At 65.3% G+C, this 16245-nt stretch carries 18 protein-coding genes; 8 read left to right on the plus strand and 10 right to left on the minus strand.

Features of this window, described 5'->3' with window-relative positions:
• Window positions 1–120: 120 nt before the first annotated feature.
• Window positions 121–1026, plus strand: coding sequence for a LysR substrate-binding domain-containing protein (locus AC25M7_RS14570; RefSeq protein ID WP_207851200.1), 906 nt, complete (start codon window positions 121–123; stop codon window positions 1024–1026).
• Here the strand turns inward: AC25M7_RS14570 and AC25M7_RS14575 are convergent.
• A complete protein-coding gene (locus AC25M7_RS14575) occupies window positions 966–1550 on the minus strand; it encodes a YcbK family protein (protein WP_207851201.1) in 585 nt (194 codons plus the stop codon). The two genes, AC25M7_RS14570 and AC25M7_RS14575, sit on opposite strands and share 61 nt — an antisense overlap.
• A gap of 66 nt (window positions 1551–1616) precedes the next feature.
• Here AC25M7_RS14575 and AC25M7_RS14580 point away from each other — a divergent pair, with 66 nt between their 5' ends.
• Window positions 1617–2780, plus strand: coding sequence for a hypothetical protein (locus AC25M7_RS14580; RefSeq protein ID WP_062364701.1), 1164 nt, complete (start codon window positions 1617–1619; stop codon window positions 2778–2780).
• Window positions 2781–2906: 126 nt separating this feature from the next.
• Here the strand turns inward: AC25M7_RS14580 and rimI are convergent, their stop codons facing one another.
• On the minus strand, window positions 2907–3362 hold the full coding sequence (gene rimI, locus AC25M7_RS14585; RefSeq protein ID WP_028691170.1) for a ribosomal protein S18-alanine N-acetyltransferase: 456 nt from the start codon (window positions 3360–3362) through the stop codon (window positions 2907–2909).
• Window positions 3359–4150, minus strand: a complete 792-nt coding sequence (locus AC25M7_RS14590; RefSeq protein ID WP_069017847.1) for an energy transducer TonB — start codon at window positions 4148–4150, stop codon at window positions 3359–3361. Before AC25M7_RS14590 ends, rimI begins: the two co-directional genes overlap by 4 nt.
• A 219-nt stretch (window positions 4151–4369) precedes the next feature.
• Here AC25M7_RS14590 and mksB point away from each other — a divergent pair, with 219 nt between their 5' ends.
• Genes mksB through mksF form a run of 3 tightly spaced genes read left to right on the plus strand, consistent with a single transcriptional unit; the run spans window position 4370 to window position 9184 of the window.
• Window positions 4370–5659 carry an Mks condensin complex protein MksB gene (gene mksB / locus AC25M7_RS14595; protein WP_028691172.1) on the plus strand — a complete coding sequence of 430 codons (1290 nt, stop codon included), beginning with the start codon at window positions 4370–4372 and terminating at the stop codon, window positions 5657–5659.
• Entirely contained in the window at window positions 5649–6356 is a 708-nt protein-coding gene (mksE, locus tag AC25M7_RS14600) for an Mks condensin complex protein MksE (protein ID WP_011532174.1), read from the plus strand. The genes mksB and mksE overlap by 11 nt, the downstream gene beginning before the upstream one ends.
• A complete protein-coding gene (gene mksF, locus AC25M7_RS14605; protein WP_028691173.1) occupies window positions 6353–9184 on the plus strand; it encodes an Mks condensin complex protein MksF in 2832 nt (943 codons plus the stop codon). Before mksE ends, mksF begins: the two co-directional genes overlap by 4 nt.
• Before the next feature lie 75 nt (window positions 9185–9259).
• On the opposite strand, the gene AC25M7_RS14610 is transcribed toward mksF, so the two are convergent.
• The 5 genes from AC25M7_RS14610 to rplU all read right to left on the minus strand — a co-directional run bounded on the left by AC25M7_RS14610 (window position 9260) and on the right by rplU (window position 12957).
• The gene (locus AC25M7_RS14610) at window positions 9260–9706 is read right to left on the minus strand and encodes a CreA family protein (RefSeq protein ID WP_139121132.1); all 447 of its coding nucleotides are present in this window, start codon (window positions 9704–9706) and stop codon (window positions 9260–9262) included.
• Window positions 9707–9729: 23 nt separating this feature from the next.
• Window positions 9730–10848, minus strand: coding sequence for a glutamate 5-kinase (proB, locus tag AC25M7_RS14615; RefSeq protein WP_028691175.1), 1119 nt, complete (start codon window positions 10846–10848; stop codon window positions 9730–9732).
• A gap of 87 nt (window positions 10849–10935) precedes the next feature.
• On the minus strand, window positions 10936–12159 hold the full coding sequence (cgtA, locus tag AC25M7_RS14620) for an Obg family GTPase CgtA (protein WP_028691176.1): 1224 nt from the start codon (window positions 12157–12159) through the stop codon (window positions 10936–10938).
• Between the two features lie 188 nt (window positions 12160–12347).
• A complete protein-coding gene (gene rpmA / locus AC25M7_RS14625) occupies window positions 12348–12605 on the minus strand; it encodes a 50S ribosomal protein L27 (protein WP_003247464.1) in 258 nt (85 codons plus the stop codon).
• Between the two features lie 37 nt (window positions 12606–12642).
• Window positions 12643–12957 carry a 50S ribosomal protein L21 gene (rplU, locus tag AC25M7_RS14630; protein ID WP_003247466.1) on the minus strand — a complete coding sequence of 105 codons (315 nt, stop codon included), beginning with the start codon at window positions 12955–12957 and terminating at the stop codon, window positions 12643–12645.
• A gap of 245 nt (window positions 12958–13202) precedes the next feature.
• Between rplU and AC25M7_RS14635 the strand changes: the two genes are divergently transcribed.
• The 3 genes from AC25M7_RS14635 to AC25M7_RS14645 all read left to right on the plus strand — a co-directional run bounded on the left by AC25M7_RS14635 (window position 13203) and on the right by AC25M7_RS14645 (window position 15065).
• Window positions 13203–14171, plus strand: a complete 969-nt coding sequence (locus tag AC25M7_RS14635; RefSeq protein ID WP_028691177.1) for a polyprenyl synthetase family protein — start codon at window positions 13203–13205, stop codon at window positions 14169–14171.
• Between the two features lie 155 nt (window positions 14172–14326).
• Entirely contained in the window at window positions 14327–14668 is a 342-nt protein-coding gene (locus AC25M7_RS14640; protein ID WP_247283634.1) for a zinc ribbon domain-containing protein YjdM, read from the plus strand.
• Between the two features lie 151 nt (window positions 14669–14819).
• Window positions 14820–15065: a PA4570 family protein gene (locus AC25M7_RS14645; protein WP_028691179.1), complete on the plus strand. Its 246-nt coding sequence runs from the start codon at window positions 14820–14822 to the stop codon at window positions 15063–15065.
• Between the two features lie 76 nt (window positions 15066–15141).
• Here AC25M7_RS14645 and bamJ read toward each other — a convergent pair whose 3' ends face one another.
• On the minus strand, window positions 15142–15759 hold the full coding sequence (gene bamJ / locus AC25M7_RS14650) for a BamJ family beta-barrel-assembly machinery protein (RefSeq protein WP_028691180.1): 618 nt from the start codon (window positions 15757–15759) through the stop codon (window positions 15142–15144).
• Window positions 15760–15844: 85 nt separating this feature from the next.
• The gene (locus AC25M7_RS14655) at window positions 15845–16150 is read right to left on the minus strand and encodes a DUF6482 family protein (RefSeq protein WP_028691181.1); all 306 of its coding nucleotides are present in this window, start codon (window positions 16148–16150) and stop codon (window positions 15845–15847) included.
• Between the last annotated feature and the right edge of the window lie 95 nt (window positions 16151–16245).

The following is a 16245-nucleotide window of genomic DNA, read 5'->3' on the forward strand; positions in this document are numbered from 1 at the left end:
ATTATCCTGTTGCTTTGAACGAGTAAAAATCGATTTATAGTGAGGCTAATCTGCTAGTTTTCCTGACATATCCTCATCACATCCAACGGTGCCCGCGATAGCGCCGGAACAGGCCAGCACATGAAACTGCCTCCCCTCACCGCCTTTCGCTACTTCGACATCGCTGCCCGAACCGAAAGCTTCGTACGCGCCGCCGAGCACCTGCATGTGACCCACGGCGCCGTCAGCCGCCAGGTGCGCCTGCTCGAGGAAAACCTCGGCGTGGAGCTGTTCGAACGGCGCAACCGGGCGATCTTCCTCACCCGCGCCGGGCGCGACCTGCAGGCCACCACCCAGGCGATCTTCGAGCAGTTGGAAGGCGCCGTGCAGCGCCTGCACCAGCAAGCCCACGATAACGTACTGGTGGTGTCCTGCGAGCCGACCATCGCCATGCGCTGGCTGATCCCTCGCCTGCCGCGCTTCCATGCCCGGCACCCGGACCTGCAACTGCATTTGGTGGCCGCCGGCGGCCCGGTGGACTTCGCCCGCAGCGGCATCGACCTGGCCCTGCGCCGCGATGACTTCCACTGGGACCGCCAACTGCACAGCCTGAAGATCTGCGATGAATGGATCGGCCCGGTCGCCACGCCGGATCCCAAGGGCCAACGCCTGCTGCACAGCGCCACCCGCCCCGATGCCTGGGCCACTTGGCTGCGCCTGAGCGGCCAGGCTATCCGGCACACGGCGCGCAGCGACTTCGAGCACTTCTACCTGTCGATCCAGGCCGCCAGCGCGGGCATGGGGCTGGCCATCGCCTCGGCGCTGATGGTCCGCGACGAACTGGACAATGGCCAGCTACAGGCGCCGTACGGCTTCCTGCGCGACGGCTCCGGCTACTACCTGCTCAGCCCGCAGCCACTGGATGACGGCAGCAAGCGCCAGCGCTTCGCGCAGTGGGTCGGCGACGAGTGCCGGGCCTGCCTGGCTCACCTGGGCTTGCTGCAGAACGACGAGCCGGCCCCACCGTCACCGCCCCAGGTGCGATAGCCGGCCGTATCGATATGGATGCGCCCCGATGGGTAACGTCCAAGGCCCATGCTCCAGGCCTGGCCGTGCTGCTGCCAGAAGCGGCACAGCGGGCTCGGGTCGACCCCGCGCGGTAGCAGCAAGTCGACGGCGAAGGCGCGCATGTGCGCACTGCTCGGCGCGCCGCCGGCACAGGCATTGAGCCGGGGATCGCGGTAGGCCGACACCACTTCGAACTGACGCAGGATGCCCTGGCGGTCCAGGGTCTGGATCAAGGCCAGCGTCGAGCGCACCGCCGGCCAGTGGCTCGCCGGTGGCACCGCGAAGGGCGAGGCCTGGCACAGGCGCCAGTCCGAGGCCGAGCGCAGCAACTGATGGATCGGCACCACGCCATATAGCCGGGCCTCCACCAGCATTTCACGAAACTTGCGGTTCTCGTGATCCCCGGCCCATTGGGCGAACATCCACACATCGCGCTCATCGGCCTGGACCGCACCCAGCCCGATCAGCGCGCTAGCCAATAGCCATGTCCTGGCGCTTTTCATTGCCCCACCTCTTCATCCACCATGGGCGCGCCCGCCATCCCGGCGGCCACTGACAAGGAGTTAAGCATGCACAAGATTGCTGTATCGGGCCTGGCCGCCCTCACCTTCAGCGGCCTGGCCATGGCCGACGCGCAGATCGACCTGGGCGATGCCCAACGGGTCACCCGCTTGTTCGCCTACCCCAACAACTGCAACGTGATCTGCTACCGCGACTGGACACTCGAACAGACGGTCGAGCACTACCTCACCCAGAGCGTGCAACGCGATGGCTACGCCAACGCCAAGGTCACGGTGAACCGCGACAACGACAAGCTGCACGCCAGCATCACCGGCGTGCCGGCCAGCTACACCGCCCCCTTGCGCAAGCTGCTCGACAGCGGCGAACTGGCCTACCAGGGCGCCACCCGCCTCAACCAGAAAGGCGGCTGGGACTACAGCTGGTACCTGTTCCTGCCCCTGGGCATGGCCCTGGAAAACCGCCGCAGCGTCGAGTTGCTGCACTTCCCGCCGGACTACTCGCTGACCCGCTACCAGGACTACCTGAAGTCCAACACCACCGACCGCTGGGCGCAGCTGCTGACCTTCAACGGCGTCGAGGCCACCCAGACCCCGGCCTACCAGACCATCGTCGACATCGCCCCGATCGCCGCGCCGGCCAGCGCGGGCAAGGATCTGGAAGGGGTCTACAGCTACTTCAACGACTACCAGGTGCGGATGGTCAAGGAAGTGGCCCTCACCCACGACGGCAAGGCCGCCTTGCCGATGGTCGCCTTCGGCGCGCCGGTGCGTGCGTGGATCCAGCAGCAGTACGGGCCAAAGGTCAACGTGCTGGGGCTGGTCAGCATCGCACCGGAGCCGGACAGCGCCAAGGTACCGGTGCTCGGCGCCAACCATCCGAGCGCGATCTGGTACGCGGCCGATCCGAAAAGCTACGACGGCGATCAGGACAAGGCCGACGCCGCCGGCTTGAAGATGATGGGCCAGGACCTCTCCGCCGCCTGCTGGCAGGCCGGCATGGGGCGCAACCCGCAGGCCGACGCCCAGCTCACCCTGCAGGCCTGCACCAGCAAGTGGCAGGTGACCCAGAAGAAGCAGACCTGCGAGCTGTTCTACCGCACCATCCGCGACATGACGCCGGAACAGGCGGCGGCCAAGTGCAATACCGGGACGGTGACGCGCAGCTTGCGAGATCTGCGCAAGCCGATCGAAGTGGAACCCCCGCAGATCTGAGCCGACTGCTCACGCGATCCCTGCAGGAGCGGCCCTTTCACGGCACAAGGCTGCTCCCACAGGGGATAGTTCCCTGCGCGACAGCGCATCCTGAAGGGCTGGTTTATCCCCTACAGGGCATAGCGCTCAGTCTTCGAGCAACGTACAGGCCATCACCAGTGCGTCTTCCCGCCCACCCGCCACCGGGTAGTAGTCACGGCGCCGGCCAATCTCGTTGAACCCATAGCGCTCATACAGGCGATAGGCCGACTGGTTGCTGGCGCGCACTTCGAGGAAACACTCGCGGCCATTGAGCTGGTAGGCCCGCGCCATCAGGTGCTCGAGCAGGCGCAAGCCCAGCCCGCAGCCCTGGTTTTCCGGCTTGACGGTGATGTTGAGCAGGTGCGCCTCATCGATGATCACGTTGATCACGCCATGGCCGACCTGCTGCTGGCCAACGAACATCAGCCACACTTCGTAGGACTTCAGCGCATCCTGGAAGATGCCGCGGGTCCAGGGGTGGCTGAAGGCGGCATATTCGATCTTAAGCAGGGCATCCAGATCCGCCTCGGTTGCCGGGCGGAAACTGATCGAGTCACTCATTCAACGCTCTTCCAGCGCGCCATCAGCTGGCGCATGGCTTTCCAGACGTCCGCCTTGCGTTGCGGTTCGTCCATCAACAGTTCAAGGCCGGGCAAGGCCCAGGCGCTGCCGAGCAGGTCGACCTCGAGTTCTTGGTAGTAGGCTTGGGCATCGGCCTGGCCGGCGAAGCGGATGGCCGGCAGGCCGAGCAGCCACAGGCAGGTGCAGGGTGCCTCTTCCAGGCGCGCGGCGATGAAACCCTGGACGAAGTCGCGAGCGGCGTCCGGGCCCTGGTCCATGTTGCCGCGCATCAGCAACGGCCAGCGCACCGGCTCGCCGATGATCTGGGGCGCATCCGGCAGGCCGGCGGCGCGCAGCATGTCCTTGAGCAGCAGGTACGACGGATCGCGGCTCTGGAACGGCTGGCCGGTGGCCAGCTCCACCAGCAGCAGGCAACTGCCGGCGCGCAGCAATTGCAGGGCAAAGCGTGGTGGCGGTACCGGCGCCGGGCGTGGCGCGGGGGCCTCCTGCTCGGCCTCGACCGGCTTGGCGGCCGGTTTCGGCACGCTGCCCGGGCGCGGGATTTCGATCTTCGGCCGCTCGGCGCGCGCCTGGGGAGCCGCCGGGGTGGCGCTCGGCGCAGGCGTGGGGGCGGCTGGACGCACCTCGAAGTCGACGTCCTCAACCGGCGCCACCGGCAACAGCAGCTCCGGCCGCGACGGGGCGGCGAACGGCAGTTCGGCGCGCGGCAGCCAGTGCACCACTTGCATGGCGGACAGGTAGGCGCGGCGGCGGGACTCGATCAGCAAGGCGCGGGTATCCGGTGGACGAAATCAGGCGGGCATTCTAACGCCGTTGCCCAGGATGCGCCGCAACAGATTGTCAGCCAGCGCGGGCCAAGCCCGCTCCGACGGGGTGAATCCCCCTTTGAGCATCAGGGTTATCCCCATAACAGACCAAGGGGTGAAATCCTCCCCCTTGGATGCAGTACAATCGCACCTTTTATTTGGCAACGAGTCGACCCGCCAATGATCGAACCCAAGCGCGTCCTGCGCGCCCTAGCCGAACACTGGGCCCTGATCGAGCCGCTGTGCGAGCGCTTCGACCAGGGCACCCTGAGCCTGGTCGAGCTGCGCCAGCAGCTGGCCCGCCAGCAGGTGGAAAGCACCCCGCAGGACATCACCCAGCTGCTCGACGTGTGGATCCGCCTGGACATCCTGGTCCCGGTGGCCAAGAGCCCGAACCGATTCGAGCTCAACGCGCAGATCCACGACTTCCTCGCCTACCTGCGCCGCGAACACCGGCTGGGCCTGTGCCTGGAGATCGAGGCCTACCTGCGCCACCTGGAACGCCTGGCCGGGCATATCCAGGACGCCTTCGACAACCGCGACAGCGACGACCTGGCGCGCCAGTTGCGCCTGCTCGACATGCGCGTGCGCGACGTGCTGAAGAAGCTCGACAACGACGAGCAGGCGCTGGTGGCCGTGGCCGAGCGGGCCAAGACCAGCAACCGGCAGATCCCCCTGCGCCAGCGCTACGCCGAAGTACTGGCGACCTGGGACGAGTACGTCGAGCCGATGATCCAGCTGGTCAATGCCGACGGCGCCTTCGAGCAGGGCGTGCGCAAGGTCGAGACCGTGCTGCTGCGCCTTCTGGGCGAGCAGGCGCGCCTCGGCCACCTGGTCGACGACGACATGCTGCTGCGCACCCATGCGCGCATTCTCGAAATGCAGACCAGCGCCCAGCTGACCCTGCGTCACGCCCGCGAACTGCTGCTGCCGCTGCGTGAAGAAGCGCGCCGGCACAATGCCGTGACCCGTGGCGCTGCCCTGGCCTTGTCGGTGATCCGCAAGAAGGGTATCGACGCCGTGCCGCAGGCCGCCATGCCGCTGTTCACCCGTCCGCAGAGCACCTTCCTCGGCAGCGCCAGCCAGGTCGAGGCGTACGTCTACGCCCTGGCCCGCTTCGAGCCCAAGCCTGCGCGCTTCCCCAAGGCGCACAAGACGCAAAAGGGCCCGCTGCCCCGTGCCCCGCGCACGGTCAAAGAGATGCTCGAACGCTGCGAGGACGCCCTGCCGCTGCCGGACCTGATGGTCTGGCTGCTGGAGCAGGAGCCCGAGGGCGCCACCGACGAGTTGCTGTACTGGTTCTCGCGCCTGTCGCGCGAGAAGCGCTTCAGCCGCGAGCGCCTCGATCGCCAGCAATACCTTACCCGCGAACACCTGGTCAGCCTGCGCTCCTTCGCCCTGACCTCCAACCGCGACAACAAGCCGGCGACCCCGACCGAATCCACCGCGAGCCCCGTCCATGCATCTTGATCTTTCCGAACTGTCCCAGCTCGCGCCGATCTTCCGCGAGCTGTTCAAGGGCTTCCACATCAGCCGACGCGATCCGGAGCTGTACGCCCAGCTGTCGAACTTCCAGGACCAGTACCGCACCCTGTTCAAGGCCCTGGGCTTCGAACTGGTCTGCGACACCCGCGGCTTCTACTACTTCGTCCCCGAGCAGGCCGCCGCGCAGGTCAACAAGACCGCCCAGCGCCTGTCGCTGTTCACCTTCATCCTGGTCGAGCACCTGGCCGACCAGGGCCGCGACCCGATGGCCGTGCTCGACGGTGGCAGCATCGGCCGCGACGAACTGCCGTCGCTGCTCGACAAATACCGCGACCTGTTCCTGCAAGCCGAAGTGCAGACCGTCGACGAGCTCGAAGAAAAGATCATGCGCCGCATGACCCAATTGGGCTTCGCCTTCGAAGAGGGCGGCATCTACCGCTTCATGCCGCCGATGCACCGTTTCCTCGACGTGTGCCTGTCGGTCCAGCAGGACCGCGACCTGGCCGCCACCCTGCACAGCGACCTGCCGCTGCCGGTGCCCGTGCTGGTGGTGGAAGAAACCCCCGAGGAACTCAACCGCACCGACGACCCGCTCGACCTCACCCCGTTCGATGGCGAGGAAAGCGAAGAGGACGCCCTGGCCCGGGCGATCCGCGAAGAGCAACAGGAGATTGACGCATGAGCCAGGAACGCTACGGCATCCGCCGCTTCGCACTGCTCAACACCGCCGGCTACAGTCTCGGCCTGTTCCCCCTGGAACACCCGCTGTCGGTCTATGGCGCCAACAACCTGGGTAAATCGGCGTCGATCAACGCCCTGCAGTTCCCGATCCTGGCGCGCATGTCCGACATGAGCTTCGGCAAGTACAGCCTGGAACAGTCGCGCCGCTTCTACTTCGCCAGCGACACCAGCTACATCCTCACCGAGCTGAACCTGCCCCACGGCCCGCATGTGATCGGCGTGGTTGGCCGCGGCCCGGGCGGCGGCTTCGGCCACCAGTTCTTCGCCTACCAGGGCGAGCTGGACCTGGCCCACTACCAGAAAGACGACACCTGCCTGCGCCAGAAGGAGCTGTTCACCAACCTCGAGCGCCATGGCCTGAAAGCCTACGAGCTCAAGCCGGATGAACTGCGCCGGCTGCTGGTCGGCGGCCACACCTCGGTGCCGCTGGACCTGACCCTGATCCCGCTGCGCTCGACCAGCGAGCAGAGCCTTAAGACCTTCCGCGCACTGTTCATCAACCTGCTGCACATGCGCGAGATCACCGCCGCCAAGCTCAAGCAACTGTTCCTCGATGCCTTCGAGCACAGCTTGCGCTCGGGCAGCGTCGACTACATCGCCGCCTGCGAAGAGGCCTTCCGCGACGTGCGCCGCATGGAGGGCGACTACAACGCCCTGGTGGCCGCAGGCCCCCTGGTCGAGGCCCTGGCCGGCGGCGTGGCCCAGCGCGACATCCTGCGCGGCAAGCTGCACCGCATCTCGCCCTTGCTCGACAACCTGCTGGGCACCTGGCAGGAATACGCCATGGCGCGCAAGGAAGAGCTGACCATCCAGGCCGAGCACTACCGTGGCGAACAGGACCGCCTGCAGAACGACCAGCGCGGCGGCACCCAGGAACTGATGCGCCTGGAACGGGAGATCACCGGTATCCAGCGCTGGCTGGGTGAGCTGTCGGTGCTCAAGCACCGCTTCGCCCTGGTCACCGACGTCAAGGTGCTGGAACAGCAGCTGCTGGCCGCCAAGGACGCCCACGACGAACTGGCCGGTGCCCTGGCCCAGTCGCGTCAGTTCTCCGCCGAAGACCTCGACGAGCGCGTGCGCGACCTGGAAAAACGCGTCAAGGCGGTCAAGCAGCAACTCGACCACGCCGACAACAACAGCTATGCCCGCCTGCGCGAAGAGTTCTCGCAGCAGGACGTCGACCGCCTGATGCGCCTGTTCAACGGCGCGCTGTTCAGCCTGCCGCTGGGCGACCGTGGCATCGAGCTGGACGACAGCGATGTGTGGGTGAAGACCCTCGAAGGCGTGCTCGACCGCTTCAAGGGCGAACGCTTCGAAGTGCCGGGCCTGTCCATCGACATCTCGCACATCGACCCACCCGCGCTGCAGGCCCTGGCCGACCGCGCCGCCCTGCGCGACCAGAAGGAGCGCCTGGAAAAAGAACTCAAGCAGCTCAAGACCCAGCAGGCCGTGGCCCTCGACCGCGCCGCCAGCAAGGCGCAGACCGAGGCCCTGTACCAGCAGGTGCTGGATGCGCAGAAGGCCCTGGAAGACTTCCGCCGTACCGAGACCCTGGCCGCCGAAGAGCCGGAGAAGATGGAGCAACTGGGCCAGCTGGAAGCCGCCCAGGATGAGCTCAAGCGCTCCAGCGACGCCTTCACCGAGCGCGTCCAGCAGCTGTCGGCCAAGCTGCAGCTGGTGGGTCGGCAGATCGCCGACCTCGAAGCCAAGCAGCGCACCCTCGAAGACGCCCTGCGCCGCCGCCAACTGCTGCCGGCCGACCTGCCGTTCGGCACGCCGTTCATGGAAGCCATCGACGACTCCATGGACAACCTGCTGCCGCTGCTCAACGACTACCAGGACAGCTGGCAGGCGCTGCAGCGCGTGGACAACCAGATCGAGGCGCTGTACGCCCAGGTGCGCCTCAAAGGCGTGGCCAAGTTCGACAGCGAGGACGACATGGAGCGCCGCCTGCAGCTGTTGATCAACGCCTACTCGCACCGCACCGAGGAAGCGCTGACCCTGGCCAAGGCCCGCCGCGCCGCGGTCACCGACATCGCCCGGACCCTGCGCAACATCCGCAGCGACTACGACAGCCTCGAGCACCAGCTGGCGCTGTTCAACCGCGAGATCAACAAGCGCCAGGTGTCCAACCTGGAGAGCTTCCGCGTGGTGCTGGCACCGAACAAGGAAGCGCTCCGGCACATCGACCAGATCATCCACAGCGCCGGCCAGTACGAAGAAGGCGAAACGCTGTCGGTGTTCGACCTGACGCAAAGCGCCGAACAGGATCACAAGAACGAAGAGGCCAAGGAGTACCTGGCGCGGCTGGTGGCGGCCAACCACAACCAGCTGGGTCTGAAGGACCTGTTCGAACTGGCCTTCGAGATCACCAAGATCAACAGCCAGCCGGTGATCCACGCCGACATCGACGGCGCCGCGTCCAACGGCACCACCATGACCATCAAGGCGCTGACCAACATGTACCTGTTGCTGCACCTGATGGACCGCGACCTGGCCGGGCGCATTCGCCTGCCGTACTACCTCGACGAGGCGGCGGACATCGACGAACGCAACCAGGCAGCATTGCTGGAGACCAGCCAGCAGCTGGGCTTCGTGCCGATCCTGGCGAGCGTGAAGCCGCAGGTGTCGGCACGGGTGGCGATCGACCTGGAAGGCGGCAGCGGGCCGAATGGCATCTACATCGACGAAGCGGACTGGAAGTACATCAGCCGTCGCGACGAGGTGAAGGCGATCGTGCGTGAGGATGAGGCCGAGGAATTGGCCTGACATCTGTGCACTGGGGCCGCGTTGCGGCCCTTGTGTCGCGAAAGGAGGCCGAAGGCCTCCCTGCTATCTATCGGGTTATTGCTGTGCCCAAGGCACGATCGGAATCGCCGTCACCGCATTTTGCGGGCTGCCTTCGATCAGGCGATCGCTATACACCAGGTACACCAGCGTATTGCGCTTCTTGTCGAGAAAACGCACCACCTGCATGGTCTTGAACACCAGCGAGGTGCGCTCCTTGAACACTTCCTCGCCATCCTTCAAGTCACCCTTGAAGTGGATCGGCCCGACCTGACGGCAGGCGATCGATGCCTCGGCACGGTCCTCGGCCAACCCCAAGCCCCCCTTGATACCCCCAGTCTTGGCCCGCGACAGGTAGCAGGTCACGCCGTCGACCTTCGGATCATCGAACGCCTCGACCACGATACGGTCGTTGGGCCCGACGAACTTGAACACGGTGGACACCTGGCCGATCTCCTCGGCCCCGGCCAGCATCGGCAGCAGCAGCGCCGCCACGGCAAACATCCTTTTCAGCACGGTGATCTCCTTCAGACCAGGACCAGGTTGTCGCGGTGCACCAGCTCAGGCTCGGCGCTGTAGCCCAGCAGGCTCTCGATGGCGTCGGACGGCTGGCCGATGATCTTCTGCGCCTCCAGGGCGCTGTAGTTGGCCAGGCCACGGGCCACTTCCAGGCCGTCGGGACCGACGCAGACCACCATCTCGCCGCGACGGAAGCTGCCCTGCACGGTCTTCACGCCCACCGGCAGCAGGCTCTTGTTCGATTCGCGCAAGGCCTTCACGGCGCCGTCGTCGAGCACCAGTGTGCCACGGGTCTGCAGGTGGCCGGCCAGCCACTGCTTGCGCGCGGCGAGCATGCCGCGCTCGGGCGACAGCAGGGTGCCCAGGCGCTCGCCGGCCTTGAGGCGATCCAGCACGCGCTCGATACGGCCACCGATGATGATCGTATGGGCACCGGAACGGGCGGCCAGGCGCGCGGCGCGCAGCTTGGTCTGCATGCCGCCGCGGCCCAGGGCGCCGCCGGTGCCGCCGGCCACGGCATCCAGCGAGGGGTCGTCGGCACGGGCTTCGTAGATCAGCTGGGCTTCGGGGTTGTTGCGCGGGTCGGCGTCGAACATGCCGTCGCGGTCGGTGAGGATCACCAGCAGGTCGGCTTCCACCAGGTTGGCCACCAGCGCGGCCAGGGTGTCGTTGTCGCCGAAGCGGATCTCGTCGGTGACCACGGTGTCGTTCTCGTTGATCACCGGCACCACGCCCAAGTCGACCAGGGTGCGCAGGGTGCTGCGGGCGTTGAGGTAACGCTTGCGGTCGGAAAGGTCGTCGTGGGTCAGCAAGATCTGCGCGGTGTGCTTGCCGTGCTCGCCGAAGCTAGACTCCCAGGCCTGCACCAGGCGCATCTGGCCGATCGAGGCGGCGGCCTGCAGCTCGTTCATCGCGCTCGGTCGCGAGGTCCAGCCCAGCTGGCTCATGCCGGCGGCCACGGCTCCGGAGGAGACCAGCACCAGTTCCACGCCCGCTTCGCGCAGGGCCACCATCTGCTCGACCCATACCGCCATGGCGCCGCGGTCGAGGCCCTTGCCATCGGCGGTCAGCAGCGCGCTACCGATCTTCACGACCCAGCGCCTGGCGCCAGTCACCTTGCTTCGCATCTTCTCTTCCAACCTATGTCGAATCTGTAGATACCGTGGATACAAAAACGCCGCTCCAGAGAGCGGCGTTTAGTGTACTGCAACCGATCAGTCGCGCACGTAAATGATTTCCGGGCCGTCTTCGTCGTCCTCGAAATCATCCCAGTCGTCATCGTCGCCGATGTCGTGCACGCTCTTGACACCGGTGCGGCGCAGGGTGCGGGCATCGTCCAGGGCCTGCAGCTGGGCGCGGGCCTCGTCCTCAATGCGCTGGTCGAGCTCGGCCAGTTCCTCGGCGTAGGCCGGGTCGTTGGCCAGGCGGTCGGCGCGGTCCTCGAGGTAGCGCATCAGGTCGTGGCTGAGCTTCTCGGTGCCCTGCTTGGCGATGGCCGAGATCACATAGACCGGCCCCTCCCAGTTCAGGCGCTCGACCACTTCCTTGACGCGCTCGTCACGCTCGTCGTCCATGATCATGTCGGCCTTGTTCAGCACCAGCCAGCGCTCACGGTCAACCAGTGCCGGGCTGAACTGCGCCAGCTCGTTGATGATGATTTCGGCGGCATCGGCCGGGCTGCTGCCGTCCAGCGGCGCCAGGTCGACCAGGTGCAGCAGCACGCGGGTACGCGCCAGGTGCTTGAGGAAGCGGATACCCAGGCCGGCGCCTTCGGAGGCGCCTTCGATCAGGCCGGGGATGTCGGCGATGACGAAGCTCTTCCAGCGGTCGACGCTGACCACGCCCAGGTTCGGCACCAGGGTGGTGAACGGGTAGTCGGCGACTTTCGGCTTGGCGGCCGAGACCGAACGGATGAAGGTGCTCTTGCCGGCGTTCGGCAGGCCCAGCAGGCCGACGTCGGCCAGGACCTTCATTTCCATCTTCAGGTCGCGCTGATCGCCGGGCTTGCCCGGGGTGGTCTGGCGCGGCGCACGGTTGGTGCTGGACTTGAAGCGGGTGTTGCCCAGGCCGTGCCAGCCGCCCTGGGCGACCATCAGCTTCTGGCCCGGGGTGACCAGGTCACCGATGACTTCCTGGGTGGCTGCGTCGATCACGGTGGTGCCCACCGGCACGCGCAGGAACAGGTCGTCACCCTTCTTGCCGGTGCAGTCTGTGCTGCCGCCGTTGGAGCCGCGCTGGGCTTCGTGGTGACGGGTGTAGCGGTAGTCGACGAGGGTATTGAGGTTCTCGTCGGCCACCATGTACACCGAGCCGCCATCGCCACCGTCACCGCCGTTGGGACCGCCGTTCTCGATGAATTTCTCGCGGCGGAAGCTCATGCAACCGTTGCCGCCGTCACCGGCCTTAACCCGGATCGATACTTCGTCTACAAACTTCATTCAAAACCGCCTCTCGTCGGATGACGAGTCGAAAACCAGAAAACCATGAGGCTCTTGCGAAGATGAGCGCGGCGGCCCCGTACGAACCAGAAACCAACGCCGGCAGCCCATTCAAACAGCTTTGCAAGAGGCTCACCACAAACGAAAAAGCCCCGTCGCATGACGGGGCTTCTGGAGCGACGTCGCGATTAAGCGGCGACGATGCTCACGTAACGGCGCATGAACTCGCCTTTCTTCTCGAACTTGATCACGCCTTCGATCTTGGCGAACAGGGTGTGATCCTTGCCCATGCCAACGCCGTAGCCAGCGTGGAATTCGGTGCCGCGCTGACGGACGATGATGTTGCCCGGCTTGATCACCTGGCCGCCATACATCTTCACGCCAAGGCGTTTAGATTCTGAGTCGCGACCGTTACGAGTACTACCACCAGCCTTCTTGTGAGCCATGGTTCAATTCTCCAATAAATTCAGGGGATCGGGGCGATTAAGCCTGGATACCGGTGATTTTGATTTCGGTGAACCACTGGCGGTGGCCCATGCGCTTCATGTGGTGCTTACGACGACGGAACTTGATGATGCGAACCTTGTCGTGGCGGCCTTGCGAAACGACTTCGGCCACTACTTTAGCGCCAGCAACAACTGGAGCGCCGATGGTGACTTCTTCACCGTTGGCGACCAGCAGAACGCGATCGAAGGTCACGGATTCGCCAGTGGCGACTTCCAGTTTTTCGATCTTGAGGAATTCACCTTCAGCGACTTTGTACTGCTTGCCGCCGGTAACGATTACTGCGTAAGACATGGTATTTCTCCGATAATCCTGCTCACCCAGCGCTTTATATGATGAGTATTGGCTGGCATGGCTGCACAGGGCTGGAACGGCCCGGTGCAATTGCGTAAGGCAGGTGCTGCCCAGGAAAGTTAGGGTGCGCGATTGTACGCAACCCTATAAATGCTTGCAAGTGCCGGCCCGGGGCCACGGGCAGCGCGCCTTGACACACCGGTACCTGCGACCTAGCATGCCGCGCAACCTCAATGGAGCAGCCGATGCAACCCCAATCTTTCTACCGCGCGGTAGCTGACGATTTCAGCGCCGTCGACGAGATCATCAAGAAGCAGCTGACCTCGCGCGTCCCGCTGGTATCGAAGATCGGTGACTATATCACGTCCGCCGGCGGCAAGCGCCTGCGTCCCCTGCTGGTGCTGCTGTGCGGCAAGGCCCTGGGCCGCGAGGGCGACGACCTGCGTCTGCTGGCGGCGACCATCGAGTTCCTGCACACCGCCACCCTGCTGCACGACGACGTGGTCGACATGTCCGGCATGCGCCGTGGCCGCTCCACCGCCAACGCCCTGTGGGGCAACGCGCCGAGCGTGCTGGTGGGCGACTTCCTCTATTCGCGTTCGTTCGAGATGATGGTCGAGCTGGGCTCGATGCCGGTCATGCAGATCCTCTCCAAGGCCACCCGGGTGATCGCCGAGGGTGAAGTGCTGCAGCTGTCGCGCGTGCGCGACGCCAGCACCACCGAAGAGGTGTACATGGACGTCATCCGCGGCAAGACCGCGATGCTGTTCGAGGCCTCGACCCACAGCGCCGCCGCGCTGGCCGGCGCCACCGACGAGCAGCGCGAAGCCCTGCGCACCTTTGGCGACCACTTGGGCGTGGCTTTCCAGCTGGTCGACGACCTGCTGGACTACAAGGGCGACTCCGAGACCCTGGGCAAGAACGTCGGTGACGACCTGGCCGAAGGCAAGCCGACCCTGCCGCTGATCTACACCATGCGCGAAGGCACCCAAGAGCAGGCCGCGCTGGTGCGCCAGGCGATCCAGAAAGGCGGCCTGGAAGACCTGGAGCAGATCCGCATCGCCGTCGAGGCGTCCGGTGCCCTGGACTACACCGCGCAGATGGCCCGCGACTACGTCGCCCGTGCCATCGCCTGCCTGGAAGTGCTGCCGGCCAGCGAGTACCGGGATGCCCTGGTCGAGTTGAGCGAGTTCGCGGTCGCGCGCACCCACTGATTCATCGCAACACCCTCATCGCGGGGCAAGCCCGCTCCCACGCCAGCACACATCATGGCGTGGGAGCGGGCTTGCCCCGCGATGCGTTTGTGCAGGAAATCACTAAACCCTATACAATGTGCGTCTTTACCCGCCTGTACTTGAAAGGAAAAGCCGTGAGCACTCTGCCACCCTGCCCCCAATGCAACTCCGAATACACCTATGAGGATGGCACTCAACTGATCTGCCCCGAATGCGCCCACGAGTGGTCGGCCAGCGGCGAAACCGAAGCCGCCAGCGACGACGTGGTGAAGAAGGATTCGGTCGGCAACGTCCTGCAGGACGGCGACACTGTCACCGTGATCAAGGACCTCAAGGTCAAGGGGTCGTCCCTGGTGGTCAAGGTCGGCACCAAGGTCAAGAACATCCGCCTGTGCGACGGCGACCACGACATCGACTGCAAGATCGACGGCATCGGCGCGATGAAGCTCAAGTCCGAGTTCGTGCGCAAGGTCTGATCGCCAGCCCCTCGGGGCTGCCCAACGGGCGGCCCTGACAGATCCTGCAACAGGATCGCCTGCACCATTCGGAAGAATTCTTCCAATAGTCACTTGCTATTTTGATAATAAGAATTATTCTCATTGGAAACGCTATCCAAGGAGAATAGCCATGACCTATCTGATCGACGCCTGGCTCGACCGCCCCCACCCCTACCTGCGCATCCTGCATCGCGAGACCGGCGAAGTGTGCGCCGTGCTCGAGGAAGACGCGCTCGACGAACTGCGTGACCAGGGTGACCTGGACCTCACGGGGCTGAATTCGAGTGAACCCGGGGTGCTCAAGGAGCTGGTAAGAAATCTGTTTCTGTTCTGCTATGCGCGGGCGTTGCGCCCGGGGGGAACGGATTGGAACTGAAAGGCATCGCGGGGCAAGCCCGCTCCCACGAGGTAGCAGAGCACCAGTGGGAGCGGGCTTGCCCCGCGATCAGGCATTACAGAACGTCGAGCAGCTCGACGTCGAACACCAGGGTGCTGTGCGGCGGGATGCTGCCGACGCCCTGGGCGCCATAGGCCAGCTCGCTCGGCACGTAAAGGCGCCATTTGCTGCCGGCGTTCATCAGTTGCAGGGCCTCGGTCCAGCCGGCGATCACGCCACCGACCGGGAATTCGGCCGGCTGGCCGCGATCGTAGGAGCTGTCGAACACGGTGCCGTCGATCAGGGTGCCGTGGTAGTGGGTGCGCACGTTGTCTTCGCGGGACGGCTTGGCGCCCTCACCTGCGGTCAGCACTTCGTACTGCAGGCCCGAGGCCAGGGTCACGATGCCTTCACGCTTGGCGTTTTCAGCCAGGAATTCCTTGCCGGCGGCAGCGGCGGCTTCGGCCTTGGCAGCGGCTTCGGCCTGCATCACTTCGCGGATGACCTTGAAAGCGGCCGACAGGTCTTGTTCGCTGACGCGGCTGTCGGCGCCGTTGAAGGCGTCGGTCAGGCCGGCAACGATGGCGTTCAGGTTGACGCCTGGTGGCGGGTTGTCACGCAGCTGGCCGCCCAGCTGGCGGCCGATGCCGTAGCTGACGCGGGATTCGTCGGTGGACAGGTTGAGTTCGGACATTGGCTTGCTCCGCTTAAGGGCGCACTGCATCCGCGCCCTAATGAAAAGGGCGAGCAGCCTAGCACACTGGTGCCGCGCGAAGCAGCTACCAGGCCGAACGCTGGGAAATCGGGACCTTGAGGTCTTCTTCCGGGTGCAGGCCCAGGCCACACATCTCATCTTGCACGGACCAGTGCACCAGGTTCATCGACAACAGGGGAATCGATTGCAGGAGCAAGCGGGCGTCCTCGACCGAGTGCACGCGCAAGCGCTTGCCACGCGTATCGTCCAGCGGATGGGCACGGCCCTTGACCCGGGCCTCGAGCAGGTAATCACCGCCTTCGATGGCGATCAGGTTGAGTTCGTCGACATGGCCAGCCCTGGCCTCGGTATTGAGCTGATGCAGGTTCATGGGCGCACCTCGCTGCGGGAACCAGGCATGAGTGCTCATTTTTTGTACGGCAAAGGCGAAAGCACAAGCTGCCGCTGGTCAGAAAGATCGCGGGG

Source organism: Pseudomonas sp. P106(2024) (genome assembly GCF_057480815.1).